Source organism: Streptomyces phyllanthi, from assembly GCF_009377205.1.
Lineage (GTDB): Bacteria > Actinomycetota > Actinomycetes > Streptomycetales > Streptomycetaceae > Streptomyces > Streptomyces phyllanthi.
In genome coordinates this window covers 1-13378 of record NZ_VJZE01000251.1, presented here as the reverse complement: position 1 = coordinate 13378, position 13378 = coordinate 1, and the positions used below count along the sequence as shown (strand labels likewise).

Below are 13378 nucleotides of genomic sequence, written 5' to 3'. Positions count from 1 at the left end.
CACGTGTTACTCACCCGTTCGCCACTAATCCACCCCGAAGGGCTTCATCGTTCGACTTGCATGTGTTAAGCACGCCGCCAGCGTTCGTCCTGAGCCAGGATCAAACTCTCCGTGAATGTTTACCGGTAATCCGGTGACACATCACGAGAGCGGAACCACCAGAGGAATAACCCAGTGGTTCACAGCGTCCTCGCTGTGTTTTCTTCAAAGGAACCTCGTCCCAGCTGATGCTGGAGACGGGGTATCAACATATCTGGCGTTGATTTTTGGCACGCTGTTGAGTTCTCAAGGAACGGACGCTTCCTTCGTACTCACCCGAGAGACTCTCTCGCGGCTTTCCTCCGGGCGCTTCCCTTCGGTGTTTCCGACTCTATCAGATCCTTTCGGGCCCGATTCCCAGTCGGCGGGATTTGCCTTCCGGCTGTCTTCCCGGCCCTTGGGCCGTTCCGACGTCTCAAACCTTAGCGGATTCCCTCGGCGATTCCCAATCGGGCCGCCGAGTCCCCATTCGAATCAAATTCGGGCATGCCGAAATTGACCCGGTTGGGAGATCGTGCTGATGGTTTGAGTGCCGCTTCTGCGGCGGAGGTGCTGCCGAAGAACCGTTACGGTCCCGTGGCAACCCGAAGAACCTTACGGGCCAGGGAGCGGACTGTCAATCATCCCCCGGGTGACCCCACGTCAAACCTTCCGGGCATCACCGCGGCGCTCAGTCCAGGTCACTGAGCCTGCCACCCGCGTCCGGCTGGGAGTGCTCCACCCGTCGCAGGAGCCGGGTGAGGACCTCCCCCAGAACTGCGCGCTCGGCCGGCGACAGGTCCTGAAGGAGCTCCTCCTCGAAGACCGAGGCGAGTCGCATGGCTGCCAGCCACTTCTCGCGGCCCTCGGGAGTGAGTTCGACGATGACACGGACACGATTGGACTCATCGCGTTCTCGGGTAACCAGGCCTTCCCCAACCATGCGGTCGATCCGGTGGGTCATGGCAGCCGGGGTGAGGCCTAGGCGCTTCGCCAGGTCGCTCGGGCCCAGGCGGTATGGGGCACCGGAGAGGACCAGGGCCTTCAGAACCTCCCACTCGGCGTTGCTGATACCCAGCTCGGAGGTCTGCCGGCCGTAGGCGACGTTCATACGGCGGTTGAGCCGGGACAGGGCCGAGACGATCTTCTCGACCTGGGGGTCCAGATCCCTGAACTCGCGCTGGTAGGCAGCGATCTGCTCTTCGAGTGCCGGTTCGCTGACGCCGGGGGTGTCGCCCATGGACCGCAGTATGTCACGCAGCCACTTGCCCTCGAAGTCCTTCGCTATGTACTCTTTAGCTTCGAAGTTTAGGTTCGAAGTCTTTGGGTTGAGCCTCTCAGGGTTGACCCCTTCGTGTGTGAGGACAGGTGAGCGTGATCAGGGGGGTGGGCGCAGCGATGCGCCGGATTCATGTGGGCAACGCGCTCAGCGCGTTCGGCCTCGGCTTCACCGTTCCGTATCTGTACGTGTATGTGGCTCAGGTGCGGGAGCTCGGTGCTGGGACGGCGGGGCTTGTGCTCGCCGTCTTCGCCGTGGCCGCTCTCATGGTGCTGCCGTTCGCCGGGCGGGCCATCGTCCGGTGGGGCCCGCTGCCGGTGTTGCTCGCCGCTCTGGTGACTGCCGCCGTCGGTGCGCTGAGTCTGGGGGTGGCGTCCGGTGCGTTGGCGGTGGTGCTGTCGGCGGTCGCGCTCGGGGCGGGACAAGCCGTGACGCAGCCGGCGCTCGCGACGATGATCGTCGACTGCTCTGCCCCGGGGACGCGGTCCCGGGCGTTCGCCACGCAGTTCTTCCTGCAGAACCTCGGGCTCGGGGTCGGCGGACTCATAGGCGGCCATCTCGTCGATCCCTCGCGCGCGGGTTCCTTCACGCTGCTGTTCGCGATCGAGGCGGCCATGTTCCTGCTGCTCGTCGTGGTCATGGGGACGATACGGATACCGCGCGCGCCGAGGGTCGAGGGTCTTCCGGCAGGAACGGCCAAGGGAAGCTGGAAGCAGCTGCTGGGCAATCGGGCCATGGTGCAGCTGTGCGTGCTGAGTTTCGTGTTGTTCTTCGCCTGCTACGGGCAGTTCGAGTCGGGGCTGAGTGCGTACGGGGTCGAGGCGGCCGGGATCTCGACGTCCGCGCTGGGTATGGCGCTGGCTGCGAACACCGCGGTGATCGTGGTCGCCCAGTTCGCAGTCCTGAAGTTCGTCGAGCGGCGCAAGCGGTCGCGGGTGATCGCGGCGGTCGGGCTCATATGGGCCGTCGCCTGGGGTGTGGCCGGGTACGCGGGGCTCGGGCACGGCAGCCAGGCCATGGCGACGGCCGCGTTCGTCTCGACGTACGCGCTGTTCGGGCTGGGGGAGGCGATGCTGGCGCCAACCGTGGCTCCGCTGGTGGCCGACCTGGCACCCGCGGGGATGGCCGGTCAGTACAACTCGGCCTTCGCTCTGGTGAAGCAGCTCGCGCTGGCTGTGGGGCCGGCGGTGGGCGGACCGATGGGGGCCTCGCTGCACGCGGCGTACATCGTGACGTTCCTGCTGTTCTCGCTGGGGATATCCGTGCTGGCGATACGGCTGGGGCGACGGCTCACGCCCGTACAGAACCAGCCGTCGCAGGCAAGGAGCCGGGTGGTGGCCCGGGGTGGGGTGCCCAAGGAGTCGTTGGCGGCGTAGGCCGTGTGCGAACGCTGCGGTGGGTCGCCTGGGTCCTGTTCGTAGGTGTCTGGCGGCCGGTCGGCTGCGGGGGCGGCGAGGGAGGAGGAGTCTCGTCCCCGTCCGCCGCTACCCGGCCCATCGCCAAGGGCTCCGCTCCTTCGACCCGTACAGGTCAAGGGGGCTGTGCTGACTTGGTCCTTCACCTCCTGTGGCTGCGCCCCCTGGCTTCCCGAATGCCGGGCTCCGGCCCCGGACTTCCTCGGGGCTGTTGCCCCTGCCCCTCCGGGGCTCCGGCCCTGGCCCCGCTTTGGGGCTCCGTCTCGGACTCGTAGGGGGTGCCGGCCCCGGTCGGCAGGGGTGCTGCGCGAGAGTCGTTGGGGTGTTGCCCCCTGCTTGGCTCTGGCCTCGGTTTCTGGGGGCAGTCGCCGGCCCCCTGCTTCTCGGGCCGGAAGGGCTGGGTTGTGTGGGGCGTGCTGTGTTCGAGGAGGTCAGGTGCTGGAGGTTCCCTTTGGCAGGGCGAACTCGCACCACACCGCCTTGCCTCCGCCTGGGGCTCGGCGGCAGCCCCAGGCGGAGGCGATCGTGGCGACGATGGCGATGCCGCGGCCGGATTCGTCGGCCGGTTCGGCGTGGCGGCGGCGTGGGAGGTGGTCGTCGCCGTCGGTGACCTCGACGATCAGACGGCGGTCGGTGCGGCGCAGGCGCAGGCGCATGGGCGGGGTGCCGTGCTGGAGGGAGTTGGCGACCAGTTCGCTGGCGGCCAGCACGCCGAGGTCGTGCAGTTCCGGAGGGAAGCGCCAGCTCGTGAGGACTCCGGAGGCGAAGGCGCGGGCGCGGGGGGCCGCTTCCACGCCGCCGAGGAGTTCCAGGGCGGCGTTGCGGAAGAGTTCGCTGTCCGAGCCGGTGCGGGCCGGGTGCTGGAGGACCAGGACGGCGACGTCGTCGTCGTGGTCGGCCATGACGCCCGCCGAGCGGACCAGGCGGTCGCAGATCACCTGGGGGGTACCGGTGGCGCCCGCGAGGGCGCGCTCCAGGGACGCGATGCCCTCGTCCAGGTCCTCGTTGCGCCGTTCCACCAGGCCGTCCGTGTAGAGCACTGCGGTCGATCCGGGGCCGAGGGGGACCGAGCCCGAGGCGTGCATCCAGCCGCCCGTGCCGAGCGGGGGTCCGGTGGGTTCGTCGGCGCGCAGGACCATTCCGCTCTCGTCGCGGACCAGGATCGGCAGGTGGCCCGCCGACGCGTACACAAGGCGGCCCTCGTTGGGGTCGTGGACGGCGTACGCGCAGGTGGCGATCTGGTTGGCGTCGATCTCCGTGGCGAGGCCGTCGAGGAGTTGGAGCACCTCGTGCGGGGGCAGGTCGAGGCGGGCGTACGCGCGGACCGCTGTGCGGAGTTGGCCCATGACCGCCGCCGCCCGTACACCCCTGCCCATGACGTCGCCGATGACCAGGGCGGTGCGGCCGCCGCCAAGGGTGATGACGTCGTACCAGTCGCCGCCGACCGCGGCCTCTGTGCCGCCGGGGTGGTAGACGGCGGCGATACGCAGGTCGTCGGGCTGTTCCAACTCCTGGGGGAGGAGGGAGCGCTGGAGGGTGACGGCTGTTTCGCGCTGGCGGCGTTCGCTGGCGCGCAGGCGTTCGGCGGCCTCGGCGTGGTCGGTGACGTCGGCGGCGAAGATGAGCACCCCGCCTCCGGCCGGTCTGCCGTCGGGGTTGATGGGCGCCGCGGGTCCCCCGGGAGTGGCCCGGAGGGCCGAGATGTCGACGGGCGTGCAGGTGATCGTGTACGAACGGCCGCCGGGTGCCTTGCGGGACTTGACCGTGCGGGGCTTGGAGCTGCGCAGCACCTGGTCGAGGAGCGGCAGCAGGCCGAGCTCCGCCAGCTCGGGCAGGGCCTCACGGGCGGGCTCGCCGACCGGTCGTACGCCGAAGGCGGCCACGTAGGCGTCGTTGACGTACGCGATCCGGTGTTCCGGTCCGTGCACGAGGGCGACGAGGGCCGGGATGCGGTCGAGGATCTCGCGGGTCGGCAGGTCGTCGACGGCGGGTGCGCCCGGTGTTCCATCGGCCGGTTGTTCGGCACGGGCCGCGGGGACGGAACCTTCGCCCATCCGGTCCGAAGTGACCGTGATGTCGGTCCGCGCTGGGGGGCGGCGCTGCATTCCGGGGAGCCGGGGGCTCCAGCGGGTGAAGTTCACCGAATCCTTGCCTCGTCTTGTTGTCTGGGGGCCGGTTCCGGATCGGCCGGGGTCCGGGGGTGACCTCCGGGAGATGCAGTACCGAGTCCTTGCCTCGTGTCGTGCGTGGGGGTGGGCTCCGGTTCCGGACGGGGGTCCGGTCCGCGTCGCAGACGCTATCCAGAACTGTGTCCCGGTGGATGCAGCACTTGGGGAACGTCTCGTGGGGTGCGCAGGGGTGATCGGCCCGCCCGAGGCCGTGAACCAGGTCAACGGACCAGGTGCCGGACCAGTCTGGCAGTCCGGCCGGCCGGGCCGACAACCGTCAGACGCCGGCCCGGCCGGTGAAGTTCCTGGATCCGGTCAGGACGACCCCTTCGGGTTCTGAGGAGGTTTTCCACCGGCCGCCAGTTCGAACTCCGCACGGGGATGTTCGAGTGAGCCCAGGGACACGATCTCCCTCTTGAAGAGTCCCGACAGGGTCCATTCGGCCAGTACACGGGCCTTGCGGTTGAACGTCGGGACCCTGCTCAGGTGGTAGACGCGGTGCATGAACCAGGCGGGGTAGCCCTTCAGCTTGCGTCCGTAGACGTGTGCGACGCCCTTGTGCAGCCCCAGGGAGGCGACCGAGCCGGCGTACTTGTGGGCGTACGCCTCCAGGGGCTCACCGCGCAGTGAGCGGACGATGTTGTCGCCGAGGGCCTTGGCCTGGCGCACGGCGTGCTGTGCGTTGGGGGCGCACTCCTTGCCGGGCTCTCCGGCGGTGACATCGGGGACGGCGGCCGCGTCGCCCGCGGACCACGCGTGCTCGACGCCCTCGACGGTCAGCCGTTCGGTGCACTTCAGGCGGCCTCGCTCGTTCAGCGGTAGGTCACTCGCGGCGAGGATGGGGTGCGGTTTCACTCCGGCGGTCCATACGACCGTACGGTTCGGGAAGCGCGCTCCGTCGCTGAGGACGGCGACCCGGTCGGCGCAGGATTCGAGCCGGGTGTCCAGGCGTACGTCGATGTTGCGGCGGCGCAGCTCGGTGACCGCGTAGCGGCCCATCTCCTCGCCGACCTCGGGCAGGATGCGGCCCGTTGCCTCGACGAGGATCCACTTCATGTCCTCGCGCTGGACGTTGTGGTAGTAGCGTGCGGCGTAGCGGGCCATGTCCTCCAGCTCGGCCAGTGCTTCCACGCCGGCGTAGCCGCCGCCCACGAAGACGAAGGTCAGAGCCGCGTCGCGGATCGCGGGGTCACGGGTGGAGGAGGCGATGTCCATCTGTTCGATGACGTGGTTGCGCAGGCCGATGGCCTCCTCGACGGTCTTGAACCCGATGCCGTAGTCGGCGAGGCCGGGGACCGGGAGGGTGCGTGAGACGGAGCCGGGGGCGAGGACGAGTTCGTCGTAGGTGATCTGCTCCGCGCCCGCGCCCTCCTCCTCGGTGGCGAGGGTGGTGAGCGTCGCGGTGCGCTTGGAGTGGTCGATCGCCGTGGCCTCGCCGATGACGACCTTGCACAGGTCGAGTACGCGGCGCAGCGGCACGACGACGTGGCGCGGCGAGATGGAGCCCGCGGCGGCCTCGGGAAGGAAGGGCTGATAGGTCATATAAGGGTCGGGCGAGACGACCACGATCTCGATCGCGCCGCTCTTCAGCTCCTGTTTCAGCCTTCGCTGGAGACGCAGAGCGGTGTACAGCCCGACGTAGCCGCCGCCGACGATAAGGATGCGCACACGTTCCTTCACCATCCCATGACGCACCCGACGCTGGAGTTTGTCCACAGGCCCGACAACTTGTGTGACGGGACACTGTCTGCCCGAAGGGTTGGCCGAATTACCCGAGTACGGGGAAGATCCGCAGGTCAGATGGCGTGAGATCGGTAGCAGTAGAGGGCGCAAAAGGGGCGTATTCGGTCCGTACTCCGATCGGGGGGCGCTCCGTGCGGAACCTGCCCCTTCTGAATTGACTCCGACTCAACTATGTTCGTGTTCCGACGGGGTGTAGGGGGATGCGCCACTCGACGGGTCCGCGAGCACGGGCGCGTCGGGTTCGCGACGAGCGGGGCCCGCTCGAGTTCGAAGGACCACGCTCGTTCCACACGCTCCGGCTTTTCGATGGCGGGGAGAGTCTCCGGGGGGAGACGTCATTACCGGGGGAACACGTATGCACATACAGGACTCTCATTGGTCTTCCGTGTCGGCCGTCGCGACCGGCGGCGCGATGAGCGCGGCGGGGAGCAACGGACGCGGCGACCAAGGGCGTACGGCCCCGCTGCGCGTGGACGCGCAGCGCAATCTGGAGCACGTGCTGCGCGCGGCGCGTGAGGTCTTCGGCGAGCTGGGATACGGCGCGCCGATGGAGGACGTGGCCCGCCGCGCGCGGGTCGGGGTCGGCACGGTGTACCGGCGCTTCCCGAGCAAGGACGTCCTGGTCCGGCGCATAGCCGAGGAGGAGACCTCCCGGCTGACCGACCAGGCGCGTGCGGCGCTCGGGCAGGAGGACGAGCCGTGGTCGGCGCTCTCGCGCTTCCTGCGGACGTCGGTGGCCTCGGGCGCGGGACGGCTGCTGCCGCCGCAGGTGCTGCGGGTCGGGGTCGCCGAGGACGGTCCCGAAGGGGTCGTCGTGGAACAGGCCCGGGTGCCGCAGCAGCGGTCCCCGCAGGCGGCCGGCGAGCTGCGGCTCGTGTCCGGGTCCGGGGATGCCTCGGCCGACGACGACGCGGGCGCCTCGGCGCTGCTCGAGGTCGTGGGGCAGCTCGTGGAGCGGGCGCGTGCGGCGGGTGAGCTGCGGGGCGACGTCACCGTGTCGGACGTTCTGCTGGTCATCGCCACGGCGGCGCCCTCGCTGCCGGATGCGGCGCAGCAGGCGGCCGCGTCGGCGCGGCTGCTGGACATCCTGCTGGAGGGGCTGCGGTCGCGGCCCTCGTGACGGTCGATCGCCGGCGCCGTTGAGCTGGCTCCCGTACGGGGAATGTCCGTTGCGGCTTCCCCGTACGGGTGGTGTCGGACCTGAGTCAGGGGCGTACGAGCAGCTGTACCGGCGCCCGGCTTCTGCCGTGCGCCGGTATGTGTGCGTGCGTGCCTTGGTCGGTCGTTCCGGGAGCGTCTTGGGGCGGGTGAACGGCTGCCGCTTATGCCCGGCGAGCCGTCGCCCCCTCTCCGAGTGCCCCGCGCTGCGGGGTGATGCCGGCCGGTACCGCTCGCTGGCGGGCGGGCGTGCCTGTCCAGCAGGTGCCCCGGCGGTCGAGCAGGCGGCGGAGCCACAGTTCGAGGGAGACCAGGTCCGCGAGGCCCTCCAGGGGCAGGGGTTCGCCGTCCGCCGCCGCGCGCAGTGCCTTGCGGACCACCCTCGCCTCCACCAGGCCGGCCTGCGCGAGCAGCGGCGTGTCGAAGAGGACCACCAGGGAGTCGGCCGCCACACGGAGGCCGGTGCGGGCCGCGGCCGCCGAGGACGCGTGGGAGGGGGCGCCCCAGCCGGGTGGGAGATCAGCGACTCCGGCGCCCTCCAGGACCGTACGGAGGATGGCCGCGCGGGCTCCCGGCTGGACGCGCAGGGCCTCCGGGAGGGCGCGGCAGGCCCGTACGACCTGGTTGTCGAGGAAGGGCGCGTGCAGGCGCTGGAAGCGGATCTCGGCCGCCTGTTCCAGGACGCGGAGGTCGGCGGCGTGGCGGGCGAGTGCCGTACGCGCGCGGAAGTCGCCCGGGCGCTGGCCGGGGCTGACGATCGGGCGGCTGGTCGCGGTCCCCAGGCGAATCGATACTTCAGCCAGTGCCTCGCCCGTGAGCCAGCGCGCCGCCGGACCCGGTCTTGCCCAGGTGAGCGCGGCGAGGGAGGCTCCGACCGCGCCGCCGGGTTCCTCGAAGCGCTTCTGGAGGAGGCGGTCGGCGAGGGATTCGACGCCCGTGCGGTACGGGGTGCGGGCCAGTTTGCGCGCCGCCGCGTACACGCGCGCGGGAACCATGACGGAGCTGTCCGCCTTCGCCAGTGCGGCGACGGGGCGGACCAGGTGGCGTCTCTTGCGGTCCATCAGGAGGTCGGCGAGGCGGGCGGGGTGGGCGTCCAGGACCTGGCGCGCGCCGTAGCCCGTGAAGTGGTCCGCGCTGCCCGAGGCCAGGCGGGCGCGGTGCCTTGCCGCGAACACCAGGGACGGGCCCGGCTCGTCCGTCAGCGGGACCTCCAGGTCCGCGTACGGGAGGACCTCCTCGCCGCCCGCGACCACCACGTGGTGGAGGCGGGGGTTGGCCGCCAGGGTGCCCGCTCGTTCCAGTTCGGCCTCACGGCCCGGTACGGCGAGGTCGTTGAAGGTGACGGCCAGAAGGCGCTCGCCCGCGCCTGTGCCGTGGCCGAGCACCGTTCCGGGCGCGCCCGGGAGTCCGGCCGCGAGCAGGGCCAGGGTGCCCGATGCGGGGCCCCCCGACAGGTCGGCGCCGATGCCCGGTACCGGCATGCCCCGGGCCGCCCGTCGCTCCGCCGGGCCCATGCCGGGGACCGGGCCGGGGTCGATGTCCGCTCCGGGGACGTGCCGGGGGGCGGCCAGGCGTGTGCGTACGGCCTCCACGAGGGCGTCCCGGACGCCGTCCACCGCGCTCGCCGGGTCTGCCGACGGTGCGGCGACCGCGAGTGAGGCCACGGGCTCGTAGCCGGCGATCTCGCGCGCCCCGGCGCGCAGGATCAGCGCATGCCCCGGCGGAACGCGTCGTACGCCGTCGTACGGAGTCGAGTCGTGCAGCGCGGCCGGTACGTCGGGGGCGGCGAGCAGCGCGGCCAGATGCCCGAAGTCCAGGTTCGCCTCGATGAGGTCGGCCAGCGGGAGCGCGGCGGTCGCGTACGCCGTGCCGCCCGCCCAGGGCGTGTGGAAGACCGGGCGGGCGCCCGCGAGGTCGCCGCACACCGTGACGCGGCGGCCGACCTGGACGATGGCCGTGTAACTGCCGGACCAGGCGGTGAGATGGCGAAGTGCCCCGCCGCGCGCGGCGAAGAGACCGACCCTCAGCTGTTCGTCACTGGCTCCGCAGGTGCCCAGGACCGCGATCCGGGTCTGCGCGTCGGCCGTCAGGATGCGCACCTCGTCGGGGCGCCAGTCTCCGACCGCCCACAGCGGGTCGGGATCGCCCCACAGGAGCTGGGAGCCCACCGGGTGCACGGTTTCGCCGTCGAATCCGGTGGCGCCCGCGGAACCGGGACCGATTTCGGACGCCGCAGCGGCGGTACTGCTCCACCCCACCAACCACCGCATCGACGCCTCCACAGGCTGTGGACAACCAGTGCACCGTACGAACCGGTCACCATGCTGCCACGAAGGGAGCGCACGGAGGGGCCTGTGCGAAGGCTTGTGCATACGGCGATGCGCCGTGAAGCACTCCCCCTGAGAGCCCGGAATGCGCTCCTGCGAACCCATATGCGCCGATCCGGGCCCGCTTCGGGCGGAGCGGTGGCGAGTGGCGCGGAGTGGCTGCGGCCTCGGCGCGGAAAAGGGACGCGGAAAGAAGACACGGAAGGAGACACGGAAGGAGGAACAGGGCGGCTCGGCCTGGGGGTCCGCGCGCCCTCGCGCATGATCCTGCGACGCGAATGCGCCCCCAAAACGCTCCCCAAAAACCACCAACGCGCCCTCAAGAGGCGTGGTCGGAGCGGTAATCCCCCTTGCGCGGCACCGTCGATTTTCGGCCAAATCGGCCGACGGAGGCGAAACTCGCGCACGCTCCGTACAGGCCCTGCGCGACGCACAGTCGACGCGCAGTCCGGGAGGCGGAGTTCGCCCCCCGGACCGTTCCGCCGCCCGCGGGGATGTAGGCGGCGGTGTCCCCCAGCCCACTGGATCCAGTACAGCGGGCCGACCCACGCACGCCCATCGAAGCGCTCCACCCGTGGCTGGAGAAGAGCGCACGGACGGGCGCACGGCCACACAGCGGGAGCACGCCGCGACAGTCCGTACTCGCGTACGGGCCACAATCCCGCCATCCGGATTTTCGCCCCTTAACGCTTGGGATCCGGCGAACTACGCTGGGTTTACGAATGCCGCGTGCCTATGCCGCTGCGGCAGCCGTCTGTGTCGAGGGGTGGCGCATGTCCAGGGAGCAACGCGGGCCGAACGAAAAGCTCGGCGCCGTTCTCGCCCTCGCGGGAATCAGCAATGCGGGACTCGCGCGGCGCGTCAACGATCTCGGTGCCCAGCGTGGGTTGACTCTTCGCTACGACAAGACGTCGGTGGCGCGGTGGGTGTCGAAGGGCATGGTGCCGCAGGGTGCCGCGCCGCACCTCATCGCGGCCGCCATCGGCCAGAAGCTCGGCCGCCCGGTGCCGCTCCACGAGATCGGTCTGGCCGACGCGGACCCCGCACCCGAGGTGGGCCTCGCCTTCCCCAGGGACGTCGGTCAGGCCGTGAAGTCGGCGACGGAGCTGTACCGGCTGGACCTCGCGGGGCGCCGGGCCGGAGCAGGCGGCATCTGGCAGTCGCTCGCCGGATCGTTCGCGGTGAGCGCATACGCAACGCCCGCCTCACGGTGGCTGATAACCCCGGCCGACAGTTCGGTGGCACGCGACCCGGGGCCCTCCGAAGGCTCGGGAGCACCGCTGAAAGTCGGCCACAGCGATGTACAGAAGCTCCGCGAGGCCGCGGAGGACGCCAGGCGCTGGGACTCCAAGTACGGAGGCGGCGACTGGCGTTCGTCCATGGTGCCCGAGTGCCTGCGCGTGGAGGCGGCGCCGCTGCTGCTCGGTTCGTACTCGGACGAGGTCGGCAGGGCCCTGTTCGGGGCGTCCGCGGAGCTCACACGCCTCGCCGGCTGGATGGCCTTCGACACGGGCCAGCAGGAGGCCGCCCAGCGCTACTACATCCAGGCCTTAAGACTCGCGCGCGCGGCCGCCGACGTGCCCCTCGGGGGCTACGTCCTGGCGTCGATGTCGCTGCAGGCCACCTACCGCGGCTTCGGCGACGAGGGCGTGGACCTCGCCCAGGCCGCCCTGGAGCGCAACCGGGGTCTGGCGACCGCCCGCACCATGAGCTTCTTCCGGCTCGTCGAGGCGCGTGCCCACGCGCGCGCGGGTGACGCCCCCGCGGCCGGCGCGGCCCTGAAGGCGGCCGAGGGCTGGCTGGAGCGGGCCCGCGACGGCGACAACGACCCGTCGTGGCTCGGCTTCTACTCGTACGACCGTTTCGCGGCCGACGCGGCGGAGTGCTACCGCGACCTCAAGGCGCCCCGCGAGGTGCGCCGCTTCACCGAGCAGGCGCTGTCGAAGCCGACGGAGGAGTTCGTGCGCTCGCACGGGCTGCGCCTGGTGGTGTCCGCGGTCGCCGAACTGGAGTCGGGGAACCTGGACGCGGCCTGCGAGCAGGGGGTGCGGGCGGTGGAGGTCGCCGGGCGCATCTCGTCGGCCCGCACCACCGAGTACGTGCGGGATCTGCTGCACCGGCTGGAGCCCTATGGGGACGAGCCGCGGGTGGTGGAGTTGCGGGAGCGGGCTCGGCCGTTGCTCATGGCTCCCGCGTAGGCGCTCCGCTCGGGGCTGGGTGTCTGAGCGTCTGCCGGGTTGCTGTTCGGTTTGGGACTGCGGGTTGTCGGTGGCTTGTCGCGCCCACGCGGCGGAGCCCGCATGTCGACACAGCCCCGCGCCCCTTTCGGGGCCTGCGGCCCCACCATGCCGCCCCCGCGTTTAAGCGCACTGTCAGTGGCGCAGTGCACTATCGGAGTCGGGAGGTGGAGCGAGTGCGGCAGCGGGGCGCGTACGGGATCTCGTATGACTGTGACGTGCTGGTGATCGGTGGCGGGATCGTCGGCCTGTCGACGGCGTACGCGATCACACGGGCCGCGCCGGGCACGCGGGTGACGGTGCTGGAGAAGGAGCCAGGCCCGGCACGGCACCAGACGGGGCGGAACAGCGGCGTCATCCACAGCGGGATCTACTACCGCCCGGGCTCCCTGAAGGCTCGGTACGCGGTGCGGGGCGCCGCCGAGATGGTCAAGTTCTGCGCCGAGTACGGCATCGCGCACGCCGTCACCGGAAAGCTGATCGTCGCGACGGAGCGGGACGAGTTGCCGCGGCTGCACGCGCTCGTCCAGCGCGGGCGGGAGAACGGGATTCCGGTGCGTGAGCTGGGGGCCGCCCAGATCGCCGAGTACGAGCCGGAGGTGCGGGGGCTTGCGGCCATCCATGTCGGGACCACGGGGATCTGTGACTTCGTGGGCGTGGCGGGGCAGCTCGCGCATGCCTCGGGGGCGGAGATCCGGTACGGGGCGGAGGTCGTACGGATCGACCGGCGTCCGGCGCTCGGGGTCGCCGTGCGACTGGGGGACGGTGGTGTCGTCCGCGCGCGTGTGCTCGTCAACTGTGCCGGGCTGCACTGCGACGAGATCGCCCGGCTCGCGGGGGACGAGCCCGGGGTGCGGATCGTGCCGTTCCGGGGGGAGTACTACTCGCTGGCGCGGCCCGAGCTGGTGAACGGGCTGGTGTATCCGGTGCCGGACCCGGCGTTTCCGTTCCTCGGGGTGCATCTGACGCGGGGGATCGACGAGGGGGTGCACATCGGGCCCAACGCGGTGCCGGCGCTGGCCCGGGAGGGGTA

Annotated in this window: 8 protein-coding genes and 1 rRNA gene; 4 read left to right on the top strand and 5 right to left on the bottom strand. The window is 71.0% G+C overall.

What is annotated here, in order from left to right; all coding sequences use genetic code 11:
• Both FNH04_RS28600 and FNH04_RS28590 read right to left on the bottom strand, forming a co-directional pair.
• A 16S ribosomal RNA gene (locus FNH04_RS28600) occupies positions 1–116 on the bottom strand; the annotation flags it as partial.
• A 593-nt stretch (positions 117–709) separates the two neighbouring features.
• Entirely contained in the window at positions 710–1258 is a 549-nt protein-coding gene (locus FNH04_RS28590) for a MarR family winged helix-turn-helix transcriptional regulator (RefSeq protein WP_152788669.1), read from the bottom strand.
• Positions 1259–1416: 158 nt separating this feature from the next.
• Between FNH04_RS28590 and FNH04_RS28585 the strand changes: the two genes are divergently transcribed.
• Positions 1417–2673, top strand: coding sequence for an MFS transporter (locus FNH04_RS28585; RefSeq protein ID WP_152788668.1), 1257 nt, complete (start codon positions 1417–1419; stop codon positions 2671–2673).
• Between the two features lie 470 nt (positions 2674–3143).
• Here FNH04_RS28585 and FNH04_RS28580 read toward each other — a convergent pair whose 3' ends face one another.
• Both FNH04_RS28580 and FNH04_RS28575 read right to left on the bottom strand, forming a co-directional pair.
• Positions 3144–4853, bottom strand: a complete 1710-nt coding sequence (locus FNH04_RS28580) for an ATP-binding SpoIIE family protein phosphatase (RefSeq protein ID WP_322724100.1) — start codon at positions 4851–4853, stop codon at positions 3144–3146.
• Between the two features lie 342 nt (positions 4854–5195).
• Positions 5196–6563 carry an NAD(P)/FAD-dependent oxidoreductase gene (locus FNH04_RS28575; RefSeq protein ID WP_152788667.1) on the bottom strand — a complete coding sequence of 456 codons (1368 nt, stop codon included), beginning with the start codon at positions 6561–6563 and terminating at the stop codon, positions 5196–5198.
• A 415-nt stretch (positions 6564–6978) separates the two neighbouring features.
• On the opposite strand from FNH04_RS28575, the gene FNH04_RS28570 reads away from it, so the two are divergent.
• The gene (locus tag FNH04_RS28570; RefSeq protein ID WP_152788666.1) at positions 6979–7743 is read left to right on the top strand and encodes a TetR/AcrR family transcriptional regulator; all 765 of its coding nucleotides are present in this window, start codon (positions 6979–6981) and stop codon (positions 7741–7743) included.
• Between the two features lie 202 nt (positions 7744–7945).
• On the opposite strand, the gene FNH04_RS28565 is transcribed toward FNH04_RS28570, so the two are convergent.
• Entirely contained in the window at positions 7946–10051 is a 2106-nt protein-coding gene (locus FNH04_RS28565; protein ID WP_152788665.1) for an asparagine synthase-related protein, read from the bottom strand.
• An 830-nt stretch (positions 10052–10881) separates the two neighbouring features.
• Between FNH04_RS28565 and FNH04_RS28560 the strand changes: the two genes are divergently transcribed.
• Positions 10882–12306 carry an MFS transporter gene (locus FNH04_RS28560; protein ID WP_152788664.1) on the top strand — a complete coding sequence of 475 codons (1425 nt, stop codon included), beginning with the start codon at positions 10882–10884 and terminating at the stop codon, positions 12304–12306.
• 185 nt (positions 12307–12491) lie between these two features.
• Positions 12492–13378: L-2-hydroxyglutarate oxidase (gene lhgO, locus FNH04_RS28555; protein WP_407704140.1), on the top strand; the 887-nt coding region annotated here is incomplete at its 3' end.

What these genes read in the sequence shown, in the direction of transcription:
- FNH04_RS28590 (WP_152788669.1), bottom strand. Translation starts at nt 1,258, where the DNA reads ATGGGCGACACCCCCGGCGTCAGCGAACCGGCACTCGAAGAGCAGATC.
- FNH04_RS28585 (WP_152788668.1), top strand. Translation starts at nt 1,417, where the DNA reads ATGCGCCGGATTCATGTGGGCAACGCGCTCAGCGCGTTCGGCCTCGGC.
- FNH04_RS28575 (WP_152788667.1), bottom strand. Translation starts at nt 6,563, where the DNA reads ATGGTGAAGGAACGTGTGCGCATCCTTATCGTCGGCGGCGGCTACGTC.
- FNH04_RS28570 (WP_152788666.1), top strand. Translation starts at nt 6,979, where the DNA reads ATGCACATACAGGACTCTCATTGGTCTTCCGTGTCGGCCGTCGCGACC.
- FNH04_RS28565 (WP_152788665.1), bottom strand. Translation starts at nt 10,051, where the DNA reads ATGCGGTGGTTGGTGGGGTGGAGCAGTACCGCCGCTGCGGCGTCCGAA.
- FNH04_RS28560 (WP_152788664.1), top strand. Translation starts at nt 10,882, where the DNA reads ATGTCCAGGGAGCAACGCGGGCCGAACGAAAAGCTCGGCGCCGTTCTC.